Source organism: Actinotalea lenta, assembly GCF_030586465.1.
In the GTDB taxonomy this organism is placed as follows: Bacteria; Actinomycetota; Actinomycetes; order Actinomycetales; family Cellulomonadaceae; genus Actinotalea; species Actinotalea lenta.
In genome coordinates this window covers 204,247-223,892 of the sequence record NZ_JAUQYP010000002.1, presented here as the reverse complement: position 1 = coordinate 223,892, position 19,646 = coordinate 204,247, and the positions used below count along the sequence as shown (strand labels likewise).

Annotated in this window: 16 protein-coding genes and 1 pseudogene; 4 read left to right on the top strand and 13 right to left on the bottom strand. The window is 72.4% G+C overall.

All coding sequences use genetic code 11. The features are described from left to right. Positions 1–38 precede the first annotated feature (38 nt). Genes hypF through hypE form a run of 4 tightly spaced genes read left to right on the top strand, consistent with a single transcriptional unit; the run spans position 39 to position 5,017 of the window. Positions 39–2,456 (top strand): carbamoyltransferase HypF, encoded by a 2,418-nt coding sequence (hypF, locus tag Q6348_RS14915; protein WP_304602185.1) that lies wholly within the window; start codon positions 39–41, stop codon positions 2,454–2,456. A 1-nt stretch (position 2,457) separates the two neighbouring features. Beyond that, positions 2,458–2,853, top strand: a complete 396-nt coding sequence (locus Q6348_RS14910) for a HypC/HybG/HupF family hydrogenase formation chaperone (RefSeq protein ID WP_304602184.1) — start codon at positions 2,458–2,460, stop codon at positions 2,851–2,853. Next, positions 2,850–3,962: a hydrogenase formation protein HypD gene (hypD, locus tag Q6348_RS14905; RefSeq protein ID WP_304602183.1), complete on the top strand. Its 1,113-nt coding sequence runs from the start codon at positions 2,850–2,852 to the stop codon at positions 3,960–3,962. Before Q6348_RS14910 ends, hypD begins: the two co-directional genes overlap by 4 nt. Continuing rightward, positions 3,959–5,017: a hydrogenase expression/formation protein HypE gene (hypE, locus tag Q6348_RS14900; RefSeq protein ID WP_304602182.1), complete on the top strand. Its 1,059-nt coding sequence runs from the start codon at positions 3,959–3,961 to the stop codon at positions 5,015–5,017. The genes hypD and hypE overlap by 4 nt, the downstream gene beginning before the upstream one ends. Before the next feature lie 77 nt (positions 5,018–5,094). Here hypE and Q6348_RS14895 read toward each other — a convergent pair whose 3' ends face one another. The 13 genes and pseudogenes from Q6348_RS14895 to Q6348_RS14835 all read right to left on the bottom strand — a co-directional run bounded on the left by Q6348_RS14895 (position 5,095) and on the right by Q6348_RS14835 (position 19,621). After that, a complete protein-coding gene (locus tag Q6348_RS14895) occupies positions 5,095–5,574 on the bottom strand; it encodes a hydrogenase maturation protease (RefSeq protein ID WP_304602181.1) in 480 nt (159 codons plus the stop codon). Beyond that, positions 5,571–6,872, bottom strand: a complete 1,302-nt coding sequence (locus Q6348_RS14890) for a Ni/Fe hydrogenase subunit alpha (RefSeq protein ID WP_304602180.1) — start codon at positions 6,870–6,872, stop codon at positions 5,571–5,573. Before Q6348_RS14890 ends, Q6348_RS14895 begins: the two co-directional genes overlap by 4 nt. Further along, positions 6,869–7,684: an NADH-quinone oxidoreductase subunit B family protein gene (locus tag Q6348_RS14885; protein ID WP_304602179.1), complete on the bottom strand. Its 816-nt coding sequence runs from the start codon at positions 7,682–7,684 to the stop codon at positions 6,869–6,871. The genes Q6348_RS14890 and Q6348_RS14885 overlap by 4 nt, the downstream gene beginning before the upstream one ends. Further along, positions 7,684–8,511, bottom strand: coding sequence for an FAD/NAD(P)-binding protein (locus Q6348_RS14880; protein WP_304602178.1), 828 nt, complete (start codon positions 8,509–8,511; stop codon positions 7,684–7,686). The genes Q6348_RS14885 and Q6348_RS14880 overlap by 1 nt, the downstream gene beginning before the upstream one ends. Beyond that, positions 8,508–9,653: a 4Fe-4S dicluster domain-containing protein gene (locus tag Q6348_RS14875; RefSeq protein WP_304602177.1), complete on the bottom strand. Its 1,146-nt coding sequence runs from the start codon at positions 9,651–9,653 to the stop codon at positions 8,508–8,510. Before Q6348_RS14875 ends, Q6348_RS14880 begins: the two co-directional genes overlap by 4 nt. Before the next feature lie 178 nt (positions 9,654–9,831). After that, complete coding sequence (locus Q6348_RS14870; protein ID WP_304602176.1) at positions 9,832–10,533, bottom strand: FAD-dependent oxidoreductase; 702 nt, start codon at positions 10,531–10,533, stop codon at positions 9,832–9,834. Positions 10,534–10,751: 218 nt separating this feature from the next. Then, a pseudogene (locus tag Q6348_RS14865) lies at positions 10,752–11,720 on the bottom strand (oxidoreductase); the annotation flags it as partial. Positions 11,721–11,813: 93 nt separating this feature from the next. Continuing rightward, positions 11,814–12,800 (bottom strand): NAD-dependent epimerase/dehydratase family protein, encoded by a 987-nt coding sequence (locus Q6348_RS14860; protein ID WP_304602175.1) that lies wholly within the window; start codon positions 12,798–12,800, stop codon positions 11,814–11,816. A 15-nt stretch (positions 12,801–12,815) separates the two neighbouring features. Beyond that, the gene (locus Q6348_RS14855) at positions 12,816–13,352 is read right to left on the bottom strand and encodes a mycothiol transferase (protein ID WP_304602174.1); all 537 of its coding nucleotides are present in this window, start codon (positions 13,350–13,352) and stop codon (positions 12,816–12,818) included. A gap of 348 nt (positions 13,353–13,700) precedes the next feature. Next, a complete protein-coding gene (locus Q6348_RS14850; protein WP_304602173.1) occupies positions 13,701–14,882 on the bottom strand; it encodes a 4Fe-4S dicluster domain-containing protein in 1,182 nt (393 codons plus the stop codon). 1 nt (position 14,883) lies between these two features. After that, entirely contained in the window at positions 14,884–15,138 is a 255-nt protein-coding gene (locus Q6348_RS14845; protein WP_304602172.1) for a hypothetical protein, read from the bottom strand. After that, complete coding sequence (locus Q6348_RS14840; protein WP_304602171.1) at positions 15,135–16,886, bottom strand: CoB--CoM heterodisulfide reductase iron-sulfur subunit A family protein; 1,752 nt, start codon at positions 16,884–16,886, stop codon at positions 15,135–15,137. Before Q6348_RS14840 ends, Q6348_RS14845 begins: the two co-directional genes overlap by 4 nt. Next, positions 16,883–19,621: an FAD-dependent oxidoreductase gene (locus Q6348_RS14835; protein ID WP_304602170.1), complete on the bottom strand. Its 2,739-nt coding sequence runs from the start codon at positions 19,619–19,621 to the stop codon at positions 16,883–16,885. Before Q6348_RS14835 ends, Q6348_RS14840 begins: the two co-directional genes overlap by 4 nt. Positions 19,622–19,646: the final 25 nt, after the last annotated feature.

The window sequence follows — 19,646 nt, the reverse complement described above, 5'->3', positions numbered from 1 at the left end:
CCGCCGGGAGGCGCGAGCCGGGTGGCAGCATCGACGGCATGTCGACGCCCACGCACGCCCCCGCGGCACCCGGCCACGCGCCGGTCGCGGCGCGCGCGGCAGCGCCCGGGGCCCGCGTCGTGGTGACCGGCGTGGTGCAGGGCGTGGGCTTCCGTCCGTTCGTCTGGCGCCTGGCCTCCGAGCTGGGCCTGGCCGGCCGGGTGCGCAACGTCGCCGGACGCGTCGAGCTCGAGGTGGGCGGCAGCGCAGCGTCCCTGACGGCCCTCACGCACCGGCTGACCTCGGACGCACCGCCCCGGTCCCGCGTCGACGCGGTGACCGCCACGCCCGTGCACGACGACGGGTGGGTCGCGGCCCTGCCGCGACCGTTCCGCATCGAGGAGAGCACCTCCGCGGCCGTGGACGCCGCGACCGAGCGGCACTTCCCGCCCGACCTGGCGACCTGCCCCGCGTGCCTGGCCGACCTCACCGACCCCACCGACCGTCGGTACCACTACCCGTTCACCAACTGCACCGACTGCGGGCCGCGCGCCACGATCATCGACGACCTGCCCTACGACCGGGCCGCGACCACCATGGCGGCGTTCGAGCTGTGCGACGCGTGCGCCGCCGAGTACGCCGACCCCGCGGACCGCCGCTTCCACGCCGAACCCGTCGCGTGCCCGTCGTGCGGACCCCAGGTGGCCTACCGTACGGCCCTCGACACAGCCCCGGGCACACCCGCCCCGCCCCACGACCCGATCCGCGCCGCGGCAGCCGACCTGCGCGCCGGGCGCATCGTCGCCGTCAAGGGACTCGGCGGCTACCACCTGGCCTGCGACGCGACCGACGAGTCCGCCGTCGCCCTGCTGCGCGAGCGCAAGCGGCGCTGGGCCAAGCCGTTCGCGATCATGGTGGCGGACCTGGACACGGCCCGCGCGCTGGCCGACGTCGACGACGCCGAGGCGGCCCTGCTCACGGGCCCGCAGGCCCCGATCGTGCTGCTCCGGCCGCACCCCGGGCCGATCGCCCCGTCGGTCACCGCCGGCGCCACCGACCTGGGCGTGATGCTGGCCTACACCCCCCTGCACCACCTGCTGATGGCAGCCGTGGGCCGGCCCATCGTCCTCACCTCGGGCAACGTCGCCGACGAGCCGCTCGCCACCGACGACGACGACGCGACCGAACGCCTGGGCCCGCTGGCCGACGCGTTCCTGGTGCACGACCGGCCCATCCGGGCCCGCTACGACGACTCCGTGACCCGCGTCGACGCCGGACGTGTGCGCATGCTGCGCCGCGGCCGCGGGTACGCGCCCGAGGGCCTGCCCCTGCCGGTGCCGACCGCTCGCCCGCTCCTGGCGGTGGGCGCCGAGCTCAAGCACACCTTCACCCTGGCCCGCGGCGGCGTCGCGCACGTCGCACCGCACAACGGCGACCTCGAGGACCTGCGCACCCACACCGCGTTCACCGACGGCCTGGCACACCTGTCCCGGCTGCTCGCCCTGGAGCCCGAGCTGCTGGTCCACGACCTGCACCCGGAGTACCTGTCCACCAAGTACGCGATGGCGCACGCGCCCGCGCACCGGCGCATCGGCGTGCAGCACCACCACGCGCACGTCGCCTCGTGCGCCGCCGAGCACGGCGTGACCGGTCCGTTCCTGGGCGTCGCCTACGACGGCCTGGGGATGGGCGGCGACGGGACCCTGTGGGGCGGCGAGGTGCTGCTGGCCGACCTGCGGGGCTACCGACGGCTCGCACGCTTCGCGCGCGCCCCCCTGCCCGGCGGGGCCCTGGCCGTGCGGCGGCCCTACCGGATGGCGCTGGGCTACCTGCTGGGTGCGGAGGACCTGCCCGGCCACGGGGCCGTCGACCCCGAGCTGGCCGCGGCCTTCGTCGCCGGGCTCGACCCGCGCGAGGTCGCCACCGTGACCACCCAGGTCCGGCGCGGGCTCAACGCACCCCAGGCGTCGTCGGCCGGCCGGCTGTTCGACGCGGCCGCCGCTCTGCTGGGCCTGCGGCAGGTCGCCGAGTACGAGGCGCAGGCCGCGATCGACCTCGAGAGGGCCGCCGGCGACCTGCCCGCCGCACCGCTGCCCTACCGGCTCGAGCGGTCCGGCGGCCTCGTGATCTACGACCCGCGGCCCACGCTCGCCGCGCTGCTGGCCGGGCAGGCCGCAGGGACCCCGGTCCCCGAGCTCGCCGCCGCGCTGCACGAGACCGTCGCCGAGGTCACCCGCGAGCTGCTCGCCGACGCGCGCACGGCCACCGGCACCGACGTCGTGTGCCTGTCCGGCGGCGTCCTGCAGAACCGACGACTGTCCACCACGCTGCTCGACCGGCTCACCTCCGACGGGTTCGTGGTGCACGTGAACGAGCAGGTGCCCTGCAACGACGGCGGCATCAGCTACGGGCAGGCGGCCGTCGCCGCCGCGATCACGGCCGGAGCGCCGACCCCGACCACACCTGAGGAGGTCTGACATGTGCCTGGGCATCCCCGGCAAGGTGATCGAGCTGCGCGAGGACGGCGCCGTGCTGATGGGCAAGGTGGACTTCGGCGGCATCCGCAAGGAGGCCTGCCTGGCCTACACCCCCGAGGTGCAGCTGGGCGACTACGTCATCGTGCACGTCGGCTTCGCCATCTCCAAGGTCGACGAGGAGGAGGCGCTCAAGACCCTGGACGTCCTGGCCAGCATGGGCGACGTCGTCGAGACCGAGCTGGAGACCATGGGCCCGGGGATGGACGCCCCGGCGGTGGTCGACGACGACGGCAGGCCCGTCGTGGGCGGACCGCTGCGGGGTTCGACCCCGGCCGGCGCGCCCCAGGAGGCGGGCGCTCCCCAGGAGGCCGGCAGCACGCAGGAGGCGGGCGCATGAAGTACCTCGACGAGTACCGCGACCCCGAGCTGGCCAAGGCGCTGCTCGCGGAGATCCACCGCATCACCACGCGCCCGTGGACGCTCATGGAGGTCTGCGGCGGGCAGACCCACACCATCGTCAAGCAGGGGCTGGACGAGGCGCTGCCGCAGGGCGTGCGGATGATCCACGGCCCGGGCTGCCCGGTGTGCGTCACGCCGCTCGAGCAGATCGACAAGGCCCTGGCGATCGCCGCCCGGCCGGGCGTGATCTTCACCAGCTACGGCGACATGCTGCGCGTGCCCGGCACCGACACCGACCTGCTCGCGCTCAAGGCGCGCGGGGCGGACGTGCGCATCGTCTACAACCCGCTGGACGCGCTCAAGATCGCCAAGGAGAACCCGGACAAGGAGGTCGTGTTCTTCGCGGTCGGGTTCGAGACGACCGCGCCGGCCAACGCGATGGCCATCGCCCAGGCCAAGGCGCAGGGCATCGACAACTACTCCGTCGTGGTCAGCCACGTGCTGGTGCCGCCGGCGATGACGTCGTTGCTGGACTCCCCCACCAACCAGGTGCAGTCCTTCCTCGCCGCCGGGCACGTGTGCGCGGTGATGGGCTGGACCGAGTACGAGCCGATCGCCGAGAAGTACCAGGTCCCGATCGTCGTCACCGGGTTCGAACCCCTGGACCTGCTCGAGGGCATGCTCATGGCGATCCGCCAGCTCGAAGAGGGCCGGCACGAGGTCGAGAACCAGTACGCGCGCGCGGTCAAGCGTGAGGGCGTGCCGCTGGCCCAGAAGCAGATCTTCGAGGTGTTCGAGATCGGCGACCGGACGTGGCGCGGCGTCGGCCCGATCCCGCGGTCGGGGTACCGCCTGCGTCCGGCCTACGCCGCGTACGACGCGGAGACGAAGTTCGAGGTCGGTGACATCCACACCCTCGAGCACCCGGCCTGCATCGCCGGGCAGATCCTGACCGGCGAGAAGCTGCCGATCGACTGCACCGCGTACGGCACGCTGTGCACGCCCCAGCACCCGCTCGGGGCACCGATGGTCAGTGCGGAGGGCACCTGTGCCGCCTTCCACGCGGCCAACCGTGGCCTCGACCCCCGGAGAGTGAGCGTCGGATGACCACCATCGACCCCCTGGCCCTGAGCTGCCCCGTGCCGATCCCGGAGGGCGCGCGCGTGACGCTCGGGCACGGCTCCGGCGGGCAGCTGTCCGGCGCCCTGATGCGGGACGTGCTCGCGCCGTGCCTGGCGCAGGCGTCGCCTGGCGGGCCCTTGAACGACGCCGCCGTGCTCGACCTGGGCGGCACGCAGGTCGCGTTCACCACCGACTCGTTCGTGGTCTCGCCCGTGGTGTTCCCCGGCGGCGACATCGCCGAGCTCGCGGTCAACGGCACGATCAACGACCTGGCGATGATGGGCGCGCAGCCGGCGGGGCTGTCGTTGGCGTTCGTCATCGAGGAGGGGCTGACGCTCGAGGACCTCGGTGCGCTGACCGCGTCGGCGGCGCGCGCCGCGGCGAAGGCCGGGACCAGCATCGTCACGGGCGACACCAAGGTGGTCGGGCGGGGCGCCGCGGACCAGCTCTTCGTCAACACGGCGGGCGTCGGCGTGGTGCCGGCCGGCGTGCAGCTGGGCGCGGACCGAGCGCGCCCGGGCGACGTGATCCTGCTGTCCGGGCCGATCGGGCTGCACGGCGTGGCGATCATGTCGGTGCGCGAGGGGCTGGAGTTCGAGGCGGAGATCGCGTCCGACACCCAGCCGCTCAACAGGCTGGTCGCCGCGATGCTCGCGGTCGAACCGGGGATCAAGGTGCTGCGCGACCCGACCCGCGGCGGCCTGGCGTCGGCGCTCAACGAGATCGCGGAGACCTCACGCGTCGGCATGGTGCTGGACGACGCGGCCGTGCCGATCCCGGACGCGGTGCGGGGCGCGTGCGAGATGCTCGGGCTGGACCCCTACCACGTGGCCAACGAGGGCAAGCTCGTCGCCGTCGTGCCGGCGGACAGCGCGGACCGGGTGCTCGACGCGATGCGCGCCCTCCCCGAGGGCGAGGGCGCGGTCCGGATCGGCGCGGTCGTCGCCGACCACCCGGGCATGGTCACCGCCAAGACCCTGGTCGGCTCGGAGCGCATCGTCGACATGCTGGTAGGCGAACAGCTCCCCCGAATCTGCTGACCCCATTCCTTGATCACGCCCCTGTGGTGGGCACGAATTCCTTGATCACGGGCCTGGGGTGGGCAGGAGTTCCTTGATCACGGGCCCAGGAGGGTGAGGACTTCCGTGACGGCGCTGGGGACCGCCGCAGCCACCGCTGGGGTCAGGGGGGCGGACCAGTCGAAGGAGCGGGCCTCGACACCCACCACGACGACCTGCTCCGGCAGCCGGCCCAGGGCCCTCGCCAGCTCCACCGCGGACGCCAGGCCGAAGTCGTGCGTACCCGCCTCCTGCACGTGCATGTCGCTCAGCGGCGGCAGGTCCGGACCGGTGCGCACCACGTGCAGCGTCCCGGGCGGCGCCCCCGAGCGCACCGCGTCGCACACCACCGCCATCGCCGCGTCGGCCCACACGTCGATGAGCGCCGTCGGGTCCTCGCGCTCCAGCACCTCCACACCCGGCACCGGCCGTGCGGCGAGCTCGGCCGCCACGACGCGGGCAACCGTCGGCCCGACGGCGTCGTCCCCCCGGTCGGGGGCCCCCAGCCCCACGACCACCCGCCGCCGCGGGCGCGTCACCCCCGGTCCACCGTGAGGTTGAGGAAGTGCACCGAGCACGAGATGCACGGGTCGTAGTTGCGGATCGCGACCTCGGCGCGCAGCGTCAGGTCCTCGTCCGACATCCACATCCACTCCTGCGCGAGCTCGCGCAGGTCGGCCTCGATGCTCGGCTGGTTCTGCGACGTCGGCGGCACGATCTGCGCGTCCGTCACCAGACCGGTCTCGTCGATCTTGTACCGGTGGAAGCAGACCCCGCGCGGCGCCTCGGTCGCACCGAAGCCCTCGCCGACGCGCGGCACCACCGGTACCGACGGCTCGAGACCGTCCGTCCACGCGTCGATGATCCGCAGCGCTTCGTGGAACGCCTCGACGGTCTCCACCGCGCGCACGATGATCGACTTGAACGGGTTGTAGCAGGTCTCCCCCAGCCCCGCCTCACGCGCGGCCTGCTGGGCCATGGGCGAGAGCCGGTCGAAGTTCAGCGAGTAGCGGGCCAGCGGGCCGACGACGTACGGCTCGCCGTCCAGGAGGCCGTGCAGCGCGTTGGACTGCGCGACGTGCACCTCCTCGATGTGCTGGGTGAACTCCTGCACGTCCCAGTTGTCCCCACGGCTGGTGACCACCCGGCCGCCCTCGATCGGGTAGCCCTCCTCAGGCCGCAGCGAGAGGTACAGGTAGGGCCGCTCGAAGTCCGGGAACTCGAACGTCGAGACCAGCTTCACGGTCTCCAGCGCGTCCTCGAGCCCCTGGGCGATCGCCGGACGCAGCGCCTTCATGTCCTGCACGGAGGGCATCTTGTAGAAGCCGCCGATCTTGGTGTTCACCGGGTGCACGGATCGACCGCCCACCAGGGTCATCAGGGCATTGCCGGCCTTCTTCATGCTCAGCCCGCGCTCGACGGCGGCGCCGTGGTCCTTGGCCATCTCGATGGCGCCCGCGTACCCCAGGAAGTCCGGCGCGTGCAGCATGTAGATGTGCAGCGTCTGGGACTCGATCCACTCGCCGCAGTACAGCAGCCGGCGCAGCGCGCGCACCGAGTCCGGCACGGTCACGCCGCACGCGTCCTCGATCGCCAGGCAGGCGCTGAACTGGTACGCCACCGGGCAGATCCCGCAGATCCGCGCCGTGAGGTCGGGCAGCTCGGTCATCGCCCGCCCGCGCAGGAACGCCTCGTAGAACCGCGGCGGCTCGAAGATGTTCAGCTTGACGTCGTCGACCTTGCCGTTGCGCAGGCGAAGGTGCAGACCGCCCTCGCCCTCGACCCGCGCCAGGACATCGACCGAGAGCGTGCGCTCGCTCGTGGGCTGCATGCTCATGCCTCAACCTCCTCCGCGCCGGCCTTGCGGGCGCGCTCGTGCCGCAGGCTCTCGGCCTGGAACGGCTCACACGTCGCGTTGAACGTCCGGTAGGCCCGGGTCATCTCCTCGGTGGTCATGCCGAGGGCCATGAGCCGATCCGCCATACCGTGACAGTTCTGCGAGTCCTGGGGCCCGAAGCAGGCGTAGCACCCGCGGTTGAACGACGGGCAGATCGCTCCGCAACCCGCCTGGGTCACGGGGCCGAGACACGGGGTGCCCTGCGCGACCGGGACGCAGATGTTGCCGGCCCGCTTGCACTCGACGCACACGCTGTAGGTGGGGATCCGTGGACGCCGGCCCTGGGCGAAAGCCGAGATCACCTCGACCAGCTGGTACTTGTCCACCGGGCAGCCGCGCAGCTCGAAGTCGACGTGCACGTGCTCGGAGATCGGGGTGGAGGTCTCCAGCGTGTCGATGAACTCGGGGCTCGCGTAGACGTAGCTGGTGTACTCCTCGACGTCGGCGTAGTTGCGCAGCGCCTGGATGCCGCCGTGCGTGGCGCACGCACCGATCGTGATGAGCTTGCCGGAGATCTCACGGACGTGCTTGATCCGCTCGATCTCCTCCGGCGTGGTGATCGAACCCTCGACGATCGAGACGTCGTAGGGGCCGTCCTGCATCGCTCGGGTCGCCTCCGGGAAGTAGGCGATCGTGACGGCCTTGGCGACGTCGAGCAGCTCGTCCTCGGCGTTGAGCAGGTTCAGCTGGCAGCCGTCGCACGAGGCGAACTTCCACACCGCGACGGTCGGCGTGGTGGTCGTGGTCGTCATCAGAGCTCCTCGGTGGCGAGCAGGGGGACGAGCTGGTCGTAGGAGAAGACCGGTCCGTCGACGCACAGGAACGCCTCGCGGAGCTGGCAGTGGCCGCACAGGCCGATGCCGCAGTGCATCGAGCGCTCCATCGACAGGCGGACCTTCTCGCCCGGCACGCCCTTGCCGACCAGGGTCTTGGCCGCGACCTCCATCATGATGTCCGGGCCGCAGGCCAACGTGAGGGTGCGCAGCGGGTCGAACTCCTCGCGGCTGGTCATCTCCGCGAGCCCGGCGCGCACACCCTGGCGGACCGTGAAGCCGTGGTTGCGCTCCCAGTCCTCGATCTCGTCGGTGAACAGGAAGCCCTCACCGGGGCGGGAGCCGTAGAGCAGGATCACGTGCCGGAACTCCCCGCGACGCCGCACCGCCTCGAGGATCGAGGGCCGCAGCGGGGCCAGGCCGATGCCGCCCGCGATGAACATCAGGTCGCCGCCCACGGCGTCCATCGCGTCCCACGACGTACCGAACGGCCCGCGCACGCCGATCACGTCGCCGACCCTCGAGGTGACGAGCGCGTGGCTCACCGCGCCGACGTCCCGGATGGTGTGGCGGAGCGGCTCACCGGGCAGCGCGCCGCCGGAGATCGACACCGCGATCTCACCGACGCCGAAGGCGTAGAGCATCATGAACTGCCCCGACCGCCAGCGGGTCTGCTCCCCGTACAGCGGGATGAGGTCCAGCGTGGCGGTGTCGTGGGTGTCCTGGCGCCGGGCCACGACGCGGTACGGGCGGGGCGCCATCGGCCCCGGCGCGGTCGCCTCGCGGGCGACGTCGGTGGCGGTCATCGGGTCTCCCCCACGGTCTGCAGGTCCTCCTCGGTGGCGGGCAGGCTCGCGCGCAGCGCCGCGGCCTCCGCGGTGATGTCGATCGCCGCCGGGCACCAGGTGATGCACCGGCCGCAGCCGACGCAGCCCGACAGCCCGAACTGGTCCTGGTAGCCGGCCAGCTTGTGGGTGATCCACTGGCGGTACCGCGACGAGCCGCTCTCCCGGACCACGCCCCCGTGGATGTAGGAGAACCGGGCACCGAAGCACGAGTCCCACACCCGGTGCCGCTCCGTCGTGGTCATCGCGAGGTCGGTGGTGTCCTCCACCGACGTGCAGAAGCACGTAGGGCACACCAGGGTGCAGTTCGTGCACGCGAGGCACCGCGACGCCACCGTGTCCCAGTGCGGCGAGTCGGCCGAGGCGAACATCACGTCGTGCAGACCCTCGGTGTCCAGCGTGCGCCCCATCGACGCCGTCGCCGTCGCGACCAGGGCGTCGGCCGCGTCGGTGTCCGCCGCGACCGCCTCGGCGGTGCTGACCTCGGCCAGGATCTGCGCGCCGCGCTCCGAGCCGACCTCGACCAGGAAGCGGTGCCCGTCGTCGTCCAGCAGCTCGGTCAGCGACAGGTCGAAGCCGGCCTGCGGCTTGGGGCTGCCGCCCTGCGAGACGCAGAAGCACGTCCCGCCCGGGTCGGCGCAGGTGACGGCCACCACGAACACGCCGTCGCGGCGCTGCTGGTAGGGCTTGTCGGCGTACTCGCGCGAGGCGAGGACCGTGTCGTGCACGGCCAGCGCGCGCAGGTCGCAGTCCCGCGCCCCGAGGAAGGCCCGCGGCTTGGGCGGGGTGGCGTCGGCCTCCTCGACGTCGAACCCGATCGGCGTCTTGCGCGCGCGCCACAGCAGCTCGTGGGACGGGAAGAGCACCTGCTTGAGGCCCTGGACGGCGGTGGCGTACCCGAAGAGCCTCTCGTCGCCGCGGTCCCGCAGCCGGTAGTGCGCGGCGTCCTGGGTGTCCCCGACGCCGCGGGGCAGGTCGGCGACCCCGGAGATCGGCGCCAGCACCATCGCCCCGTCGCGTACCCGGGGCCCGAAGACCTCGTACCCGGCCCGGCCCAGCGCCTCGACGAGCTCGTCGAGCCCGGCCAGCCCCATCGTCCGCATGTGCCCTCCCTAGGACCTCGGCGTGCATGCCCAGCGTGGGCCACGGGACGCCGGGGCGGGGAGGACGAAGGTCTGGACCTGCACCGTGTCTGACCTGCATAAATACACCCCAGGGGGTATGTCAAGAGGGCGATCGGGACCAATGACCCGGCGCCTGACGGGGCTGGTCGATGCGGCCTCACAGCGCCAGGCCGGCGGCGAATCCCTCCCCGATCGCATTGCCCAACGTGCCCGGCGTGGAGCAGTCGCCCACCAGGTGCACGCGCGGGTCCTCGAGCACCCCACCGGCCGCCAGCTCGCGGCTCGGGAGCACGCCCACGGCGAGCACGACGCTGTCCGCGGGCAGCGTGACCCGACCGTCCGGACCGATCGCGTGCACCCCGGCGGCATCGACGGCGTGCACCAGCGTCCCGGTCAGCACGGGCACCTCACGCTGGGCGAGCCCCGCCAGGAGCGCGGCCCGGCTCGTGGCCGGCGCGCCCGGGGCGATCTCGTCACCGGCCTCGACCACGGTCACCCGGTGCCCCAGTGCGGCGAGCTCGAACGCCGCGTCCGCCCCCGACGTCCCCCCGCCGATCATCACGACGCGCGAACCCAGGGCGGCACCGTGCACGTCGAGCACGTCGAGCACCTCCGGCCGGTCCAGCCCGGTGATGTCGGGCCGGACGGGACGCGCCCCCGTGGCCAGCACCACCGACCCCGCGGTGGCCAGCACGCGCGAGCCCATCCGCACGGTGCGCTCGAGGTGCACCGTGACCCCGGCCTCCGCCAGCTCGCCGCGGTACCAGGCCACCAGGTCCAGCAGCTCGGGACGGAAGCCCGGGCCGGCCGCGCGGGCCAGCACACCGCCCAGCCACGGCTTCGCCTCGTACAGGTCCACGACGTGGCCCCGCTGCGCGGCGACCCGCGCGGCCTCGAGGCCCGCCGGTCCGCCCCGACCACCACCACGTGCCCGGGGCGCGCGACCGGACGGACGGCGAGCGCGGTCTCGGCACCGGCCAGCGGGTTCACGGCGCAGCGCAGCGCACGCCCGCTGCGCACGGCGTCCAGGCAGGAGTTGCCGCGCACGCACGGCCGGGCCCGGCCCCGGCGCGCGGCGAGCTTCGCCGGCAGGTCGGGGTCGGCCACCAGCGCCCGGCCCAGGCCCACCAGATCCACCCGGCCCGCGGCGATGGCCTCGTCCGCCTGCTGCACCGTCGTGGCACCGGCGACCAGCACCGGGATCCCGACCTCCGCCCGCAGGCGGGCGGCGGCGGCCAGGTGCGCGCCGGCCGGCTGGTGGTAGTCGGGCGCCACCAGGTAGGGCAGCTCCGCCGCCCCCTCCTCGGCGGCGACCAGGTCGACGCCCGCACCGGCCAGGAGGCGTGCGATCTCGATCGACGTGTCCAGCTCCCGGCCGCCGGACAGGTGCTGATCCAGGGTCAGGCGAACACTCACCGGCGTGCCCGGCACCGCGGCGCGCACGGCCACGACCAGCGCCACGAGCAGCGCTGCCCGGCGCGGCAGGTCGCCGCCCCAGGCGTCGGTGCGCTCGTTCCACAGGGGCGTCAGGAACTGGTCCACCAGGCCACCGGCGCGCGCGTCGATGTCCAGCAGGTCGACCCCCACGTCCACCAGCCGGCGCGCGGCTGCGGCGACCTCCGCGACGAGCCCCTCGATCTCCTCCCCGCGCAGGGCCCGGCAGCGGCGCCCGTCCGGCGTCGTGACCCGCGAGGCAGACACCGGCTCGGTCCCCGGACCCGCCAATCGGCCCTGGCCGGCCGTCACCTGCGCCCCGACCCGGGCACCGGCCCCGTGCAACGCGGTCACGAGCCCGGCCACGCCCGGCTGGAAGCGGTCGTCGTCGATGCGCAGCAGCCCGTCGGCGCCCTGGAGGCTGGTGCTCGCCGCGAACGGGCCGACCACCACGAGCCCCGCACCGCCGCGCGCCCGCGCCCCCAGGAAGGCGGCCTCCCGCTGGCTCACGTGACCGTCGGGGCCCGACAGGCGCGTGGTCATGGGGGGCAGCACGATCCGGTTGTGCAGCGTGAGGCCACCCAGCCGCGTGGGGGACAACAGGTGGTCCATGCCTCCCCCGGGATCGACGCCCGCACCGTCGCGGGTCACCGAGCCATTGTCAGGAGCGGGCACCCGCTTCGCGGCGGCCGTAGGTCCCGATGATCAACGCACGGCGAAGCGCTCCACCAGCCGGTCCATGAGCGCGTCCTTGGCGGCATCCACCCGCCTGCGCGCCGGGTCCGCGTCGTGCCAGGCGACGATCTCCCTGGCGCCCTGCTCGAACCGCACCGTGGTGGTGAACTCCGGCACGACCCGGCGCAGCTTGGTGGTGTCGAACACCGCGGAGTGCGCCTTGTCGCCCAGCAGCCCGGCGCCCCACTCGGGGTCCTCGGCGGCGATGACGTCGGAGGGCACGTGCACGATCCGGGCCTCGGCACCGGCCGCGGCGGCCAGGGCGTGGGCGATCTGGTCCCAGGTGAGCACGTCGTCGCCGGTGATCCCGTACGCCTCACCGAGCGTGCGCGGGTCGCCCAGCAGGGGGACCAGTCCGCGCGCGAAGTCGGTGTGGTGGGTCAGGGTCCACAACGACGTCCCGTCGCCGTGCACGACGACCGGGCGGCCCTGCCGCATCCGCTCCAGCGCCGTCCACCCGCCGTCCAGCGGCACCAGGGACGCGTCATAGGTGTGCGAGGGCCGCACGATCGTCACGGGCGCCTCGCGCTCGCGGTAGGCGGCCATCAGCACGTCCTCGCAGGCGATCTTGTCGCGCGAGTACTGCCACCACGGGTTGCGCAGCGGGGTGGACTCGGTGATGGGCAGTCGCGCGGGCGGCGTCTGGTACGCAGACGCGGAGCTGATGAAGACGAGCTGCCCGGTGCGGCCCTCGAGCACGTCCAGGTCGGCCTGCACGTGCTCCGGGGTGAACGCCAGCCAGTCCACCACGGCGTCGAACTCCTGGCCGGCGACCGCCTCGCGCAGCGCTGCGGGGTCGCGCACGTCGACCTGGCGGACCTTCGCCCCCTCCGGCACGGGGCGGCCCGAGGTGCCGCGGGTGAACAACGTCAGGTCGATCCCACGCTCCAGGGCCAGCGCCGTGCTGGCCGAGCTGATCACGCCGGTACCGCCGAGGAAGAGCACGCGAAGAGTCACGCGCCCACCCTAGTTTCAGTCGTCGGCGCCGCGCTCCTGACCGCCGGTGCGTCGCTCCAGGAGCCCCCGCAGGTACGCCGCTTGGCCGATGTGCTGCAGGTCGTCGGCCAGGACGCTGACCAGCCGCACGCCGAGGGTGACGGGCGGATCCCACCGGGTGTCCACCACGCGGTCCAGCGCGTCGGCGTCGACCGTGTCCAGCAGCGCGGCGGACCGGGCGTGCACCGCGTCGTGGTAGCCGACCAGCAGGTCCGCACCCACCCGGACCGCTGCGACCTCACCCGGTCCGTGCCCGTACCCGGTGTCCTCGGCCGGCAGCGGCAGCCCGAACCGCTCGACCCAGCCGTCGCTCGTCCAGACCTGCCCGCGCCCGAAAGCGTCGGCCAGGTGGTCGTCCTGGACGCGCGTGAGGTGCCAGACCAGCCACGCGATCGTGTTGGAGCCCGGCTCGGGCTCGACCGAGAGCAGGTCGTCGTCCACGTCCTGCAGCACCCTGTGCACGCTGCCGGCGATCCTCGAGTACCCGTCGGCGAGCAGCCCTGCGACGTCCATCACCACTCCTCAGCTCGGCTGCCGCGCACCCGCGCGGCAGCCCCACGCTACGTCCGCGGTCCCACGCACCGCGCGGCCACCGGGGCGGTGCCCCCGGAAGACGGCCGAAGGCCCGCACCGTCCGGTGCGGGCCTTCGGAAGTCTGCCTCAGAGGCGAACCCGGTTGGGGTTCCCGACGAGGTTGTCCCGGTCCCTGGTGGTCTGGTCGCGGTCGGTGGTGTCGCTGCGACGGTCCGTCATGGCGGCCCCCCTTCTCGATTCGTCCTATGAGTTTGGCGGACGAGTCGGGTTTGCGCCACCGTGCCCCGGTGAATTTTCCGTGACAACCCCGCGCGGAGATCGGGCGGATCAGGCCGCCGTGGCGTGCTTCTGCTGGGACAGCGAGTAGAAGAACAGCGCGACCGGGCGGTACATGACGTGCGCGAACTTGGTGAACGGCAGCATGAGCAGCAGCTCCATCGCGATCGCGACGTGCACCAGGAAGAACCAGTACCCCCACACCGGCGGGGTCGTGACGTACAGCGCGACCTCGATGACGAACCCGGTGAACCCGGTCAGCCACAGCAGGGTCAGCAGGAGCCAGTCCGAGCTCTGCGACGTGGCCTGCGAGGTGGACCACCGCTTCCACCGGCCGAGCATGAACACGGTCACGCCGTACATCAGCGCGAGGCCGCCGACGGTTCCGAGGGCGCGCGACGGGTACCAGATCGGTATCGGGGTGCCGGTCTCCTTGATGCCCAGCAGCTCGAGCCCGTAGTCGATCAGCGTCGCAGCGAAGAGCATCAGGAAGCCCCAGATGGTCAGCGCGTGCACGAGCCAGCGACGCCGCCACAGTGGCTCGACCACCTGCTCGTCGTGGCAGTCGTCGCGGAACCGCTTCTGGCCCAGCGACTCGACGCCCACGGAGTCCCACAGCGCCCGCACGGTGCGCGTCCACGCGGCACCCGACCCGAACGTGTCCTTGAGCGTCACGCCGTCGCGCTTGCCGATCGCCCGGACCATGCGGACCACGCCCCACGCGCCGGCCAGGAACATCAGCGCCATCACGACGATGCCCATCCAGTGGATGAGGTCGTTGGAGACGAAGTCGAACAACGCCAGCCGCGGCGCGTCGATCCCGCCGAGCTGCGCCTGGGACAGCATGAACCCGGCGAAGAAGAGCGCGACGACCACCGCGATGATCGTGCCGATGACGGGCTTGGTGTACAGCACCCGGGCCAGGCCGGTCGGCTCGTAGGAGGCGATCGCGTACCGGCGGGCCGCGGCCATGAACTCCCCGGGGTCGGCCTCGGTGGGGCACGACTCCGAGCAGAGCCCGCAGTGGTAGCAGGTCCACAGCTCCTTCGAGCCGAGCAGCTCGTCGGTCAGCCCGACCTGCGCGTACCTGATGATCCGGCGCGGGAACGTCGCGTCGTTGTCGGCGAGCGGGCACAGCGCCGTGCAGTTGCCGCACGAGAAGCACGCGTTGACGTCCGCGGCGCCGAACTTCTGCACGTCCGCCATCAGGTCGATGTCGACGACGGTGGCCATCTCACGCTCCCTTCGGGAGGGCGTAGGGGAAGTAGCCCTCGTCGTCGGCCTCCGGCATCTCGACGACGTGGCCGTAGCGCCGCATGCCCATCACCCAGTACAGGACCTCCTCGGCCGGCCGGCCGATCGCCGAGGCGAGCTCGGGCACGGTCAACGGCCCGTCGGCCAACGCGGCCTTGATCACCGCGTGCATGGTCATCTCCTCGCGGATGACCTCGCGCGGGTCCCGCAGGCTCCGCTCCGTCGTGTCGGTCATGCCACGGGCTCCTTCACCGACAGGCCGTCGATCGCGGCCAGCATCTGGGCGCTGGTGTAGCCCAGCAGGTCGATCGCGTCCTCGGGGCACACCGGGACGCACCCGCCGCAGCCCTTGCAGCTCGCCGGGTCGATGGTGGCCTTCTGGCCCGTGTCGCACACGTACGACGCGATCGAGTCGTACGGGCACGTGGTCAGGCAGTCGCCGCAGCCGGTGCACAGGCTCTCGGTGACGGTGGCCACCAGCGGGTCGAGCTCGGCGAAGCCCTTCTTGAGGATCCCCGCGCTCTGCGTGACCGCCGCCAGGCCACCGCTGACCGCCTCGGTGGCGGGCTTCGGGCCCTGGCAGGCACCCGCGATGAGCACGCCGTCGACGACGGTCTCCACGGGGCGCAGCTTCGGGTGGATCTCGTTGTAGAAGCCGTCGTCGCCGGTGGGCAGCTTGAGCAGCGTGGTGAGGTCCTCGTTGTCCCGCGGGACCATGCCGGTGACGAGCACCACGAGGTCCACCGGCAGCGTGATCTCGTCCTGGGACGTCAACGCGTCGGTGACCGTCACCGCGAGCCGCTTGTCGGGCATCTGCTCGACCGACGGCGGGGCGTCGTCCGGGTACCGCATGTACACCGAACCACGCTCGCGGGACTCGGTGTACATGAGCTCGTACCGGCCGTAGGCCCGCACGTCGCGGTGCAGGTGGAACTGCCGGATCGACGGGTCGAGGTCGGAGACCTTGATCGAGGCGTGCACGGTGGCCGCGCAGCAGAACTTCGAGCAGTACTCGTTGCCGCCGGGCTGCCGGTTGCCGACGCAGTACACGTACGCGACCGAGCGGACCTTGCGACCCTGCCAGGTCAGCGACCCGCTGCCCTTCGCCGCGTCGACCAGGTCGCCGAACTCCTTGATGGTCAGCACGCCGTCGATGCCGTAGCCGAGCTCGCCGGCCTCGGGCGAGTACACGTCCGCACCGGTGGCGATGACGAACGTGCCCACCTGGAGCTGGCGCAGCTCCTCGGTGGTCTCGGTGCGCAGCCGGACCTTGGCGGTGTAGTTGCCGAACGACCCGGTCTTGCCCACCAGCTCGGCGTTGTTGAGCACCGTGATGGTCGGCCGCTTGGCGATCTCCGCCATGAGCTCGTCGATCTGCGCACGACCGGAGGCGTTGTGCGGGAACATCGGCCCGAGCCGGCCGACCCAGCCGCCGACCTCGGACTCGCGCTCGAGCACCGTGACCGCGATGCCGATGTCCGCCAGCCCGATCGCGGTGCGCAGGCCGGTGATCCCGGCACCGACCACCATGGTCGCGGGCACCGTCTCGACCCGCAGGGGCTCGAGCGGCAGCGACAGGCGCGTCTTGGCGATCCCCGCCTGGACCAGCGCGATCGCCTTCTGCGTGGCGCCCTCGTGGTCGTCGGTGTGCGCCCACGAGTCCTGCTCGCGGATGTTCACCTGGGTGTACGCGTACGGGTTCAGGTCCGCCCGGGTCGACACCCCGCGGAACGTCGTGGTGTGCAGCTTGGGCGAGCACGACGCCACGACCAGGCCGTCCAGGTCCTCGCCGTGGATGTCGTCGATCATCTCGTGCTGCGTGCCGTCGGAGCACGCGAACAGCGTGGTCTTGCCGACCACGACGTCCGGGTCGGCGGAGATCGCCGCACGGACCCTGTCCACGTCGACGTAGTCGGAGATGTTGCCGCCGCAGTGGCAGATGTACACCCCGATCCGGCGCTGGGGGCTCCCGCTCTCGCTCATGCCAGGACCTCTGCCTTCGTGGTCTGCTGGGCCTTCTCCAGGTGCGCCGCGACCTGCGCGACCGCGGCCCCGGCGTGCACGATCGTGTCGACGATGTCCTTGGCGCCGGACGCGGTGCCGGCGACGAACACGCCGGGCACGTCGGTCACCCCCGGGTCGAGGTCCTCGCTCGGCTCGGCGACGTAGAAGTACTCGTCCAGGCCGAGCGGCTCGTCGGTGAAGAGCCGCTCGACGTCCCGGTTGGGCTGGATGCCCACCGCGAGGACCACGAGGTCGTACTCGGCCTCGACGATCTCGCCGGTGCCCTCGGTGTCCTCGTACCGCAGGACCAGGTCACCGTTCTCCTTCTCGGTGATCCTGGACACCCGGCCGCGGATGTACTGCGCGCCCATGTCCTTGGCCTGCTCGTAGAACTCGTCGTACCGCTTACCGGCGGCCCGCATGTCCATGTAGTGCATGGTCACGTCGGCCAGCGGCAGGGCACCCATGATCAGCTGGTTCTGCTTGATCGAGTACATGCAGCAGACCTTCGAGCACAACGGGTTGCCCACCTGTGCGTCGCGCGAACCGGTGCAGGAGATGTAGGCGATCCGCTCGGGCACCTTGCCGTCGCCGGGCCGCAGCACGGTGTTGAACGGCCGGGTGGGGGCCAGGAGGCGGTCCATCTGCATGCCGGTGATGACGTTGGCGTACCTGCCCCAGCCGTACTCGGGCTTGTTGTCCGCCGCGAACAGCTTGTAGCCGGTGGAGACGACCACGGCACCGACGTCGAACTCGTTCTCGACGTCCCGCTTGTCCATCCGGATCGCGTCCGCCGGGCAGGCGTGCACGCACTCCTGGCACTCCGAGCACACGCCGCAGTCCAGGCAGCTGCCGGCGCCCGACCGCGCCTCCGTCTCGGTCAGCGGCGACTCGATCTCGTGGAAGTCCCGCGGGAGCTTCTGGAGATCGACGGCGCCCTTGATCGGGTTGCGGTGGCCGAACGCGGTCTGCCGGGACAGCACGGTGTCGTGGCCGATCGTGTCGAGCCGGTCGTCCAGCGCGGTGAAGCCGGTCAGCGGCCGGCCGGTGACCCACCGGTCGACCATGTGGGCCGCACGACGGCCGGCACCGATCGCCCGCGTGATGTCCGTGGCTCCGGTGGCCACGTCGCCGGCGGCGAACAGGTAGGGCACCTCGGTCTGCAGCGTGTGCGGGTCGACCGTGATGCGCTTGCCCCGCCCGACGGTGACCACGTTCTCGTACAGCGTGGCGTCCGGGCTCATGCCGATCGTCGAGATGACCAGGTCGCACGCGACCGAGGTCTCGGACCCCTGGATCGGCTCGGGGCTGCGGCGTCCCGACGCGTCGGGCTCGCCCAGCCGCATCTTCTGCAGCCGGACGCCGGTGACGTGCCCGTCGGTGGCGAGCACCTCGAGCGGGGTGACCAGGAACTCGAACCGGGCCCCCTCGGCCTCGGCGTCGTCGGCCTCGACGTGGTGCGCGGGCATCTCGGCACGCGTGCGGCGGTAGACGACCTTGACGTCCGCCGCGCCCAGGCGCAGCGAGACGCGCGCGGCGTCCATCGCGACGTTGCCGCCGCCGACCACGACGACGCGCTTGCCCGTGAGGTCCGGCGCGTTGTCGTTCGCGACGTCGGCGAGGAAGTCCAGACCGTTGACCGACCCGGCGGCGTCCTCGTTCGGGACGTTCATCGGGGTGGCGTGCTGGGTGCCGGTGGCCACCACGACGGCGTCGTAGCCGGAGTCCTTGAGCGCGGCGAGGTCGTCGATCTTCGCGTCGCACTCGATCTCGACGCCGATCGAGGTGAGGTTCGCGATGTCCGCGTCGACCACCTCGTGCGGCAGGCGGTAGGACGGGATCGCGTGACGCAGGAACCCGCCCGGCTGTGAGCGCTTCTCGAAGATCGTGACCTGGTACCCCTGGCGGGCGAGCTGCCAGGCGGCGGTCAGACCGGCGGGCCCGGAGCCGACCACGGCGACCCTCTTGCCGTTGGGCGCGGCGACCTCGACGGCCGGGCCGGACGGCGTCTCGCCGTGCGCGGCGTAGTGCTGGTCCGCGGCGAACCGCTTGATCAGCCGGATCGGCACCGGACCCTCGAGCTTGGTCCGGGTGCACTCGGACTCGCAGGGCGCGTAGCAGGCCCGCCCGAGCGTGCCGACCAGCGGCGTGGCGTCCAGCACCAGCTGGAACGCCTCCTCGTCCTTGCCGGACCGCACCAGCGAGACGTAGCCGTGCGCCTTGATGCCGGCCGGGCAGGCGCCGATGCACGGCGACGTGCCCTCCCGGTCGAGCACGGCCTTCTTCGGAACCGCCTGCGGGAACGCGATGTAGGCGGCCCGGCGTGCGGCGAGGTCGGCGTTGAACTCGTCAGGTACTGCGACGGTGCACGCGGTCTGGCAGTCGCTGCACCCGGTGCAGGCCGCCCAGTCCACGAACGTCGACTTCTCCTTCACGCTCGCGGTGAAGCGTCCGTCCGGCCGACGCTTGATCCCCGTGACCTCGGAGTACGTCTTCGTGGTGATGTTCGGGTGGTTGATCGTCGAGGACATCTTCGGGCCGGAGATGCAGCTCGCGCAGTCGAGCGTCGGGAAGACCTTGGACAGCAGGATCATCCGTCCGCCGACGCTGGCCTCCTTCTCGACCAGCAGCACCTTGTGGCCCATGTCACCGAGCTTGATCGCGGACTCCATGCCGCCGATCCCGCTCCCGATCACCAGGACGTCGTAGTCCATCGAGTGGCTCCGTCTCTCGCCAGCA

Coding starts and splice junctions, on each gene's coding strand:
- hypF (WP_304602185.1), top strand. CDS start 39: ATGTCGACGCCCACGCACGCCCCCGCGGCACCCGGCCACGCGCCGGTC.
- Q6348_RS14910 (WP_304602184.1), top strand. CDS start 2,458: ATGTGCCTGGGCATCCCCGGCAAGGTGATCGAGCTGCGCGAGGACGGC.
- hypD (WP_304602183.1), top strand. CDS start 2,850: ATGAAGTACCTCGACGAGTACCGCGACCCCGAGCTGGCCAAGGCGCTG.
- hypE (WP_304602182.1), top strand. CDS start 3,959: ATGACCACCATCGACCCCCTGGCCCTGAGCTGCCCCGTGCCGATCCCG.
- Q6348_RS14890 (WP_304602180.1), bottom strand. CDS start 6,872: ATGAGCATGCAGCCCACGAGCGAGCGCACGCTCTCGGTCGATGTCCTG.
- Q6348_RS14885 (WP_304602179.1), bottom strand. CDS start 7,684: ATGACGACCACGACCACCACGCCGACCGTCGCGGTGTGGAAGTTCGCC.
- Q6348_RS14880 (WP_304602178.1), bottom strand. CDS start 8,511: ATGACCGCCACCGACGTCGCCCGCGAGGCGACCGCGCCGGGGCCGATG.
- Q6348_RS14875 (WP_304602177.1), bottom strand. CDS start 9,653: ATGCGGACGATGGGGCTGGCCGGGCTCGACGAGCTCGTCGAGGCGCTG.
- Q6348_RS14855 (WP_304602174.1), bottom strand. CDS start 13,352: ATGGACGTCGCAGGGCTGCTCGCCGACGGGTACTCGAGGATCGCCGGC.
- Q6348_RS14850 (WP_304602173.1), bottom strand. CDS start 14,882: ATGGCCACCGTCGTCGACATCGACCTGATGGCGGACGTGCAGAAGTTC.
- Q6348_RS14845 (WP_304602172.1), bottom strand. CDS start 15,138: ATGACCGACACGACGGAGCGGAGCCTGCGGGACCCGCGCGAGGTCATC.
- Q6348_RS14840 (WP_304602171.1), bottom strand. CDS start 16,886: ATGAGCGAGAGCGGGAGCCCCCAGCGCCGGATCGGGGTGTACATCTGC.
- Q6348_RS14835 (WP_304602170.1), bottom strand. CDS start 19,621: ATGGACTACGACGTCCTGGTGATCGGGAGCGGGATCGGCGGCATGGAG.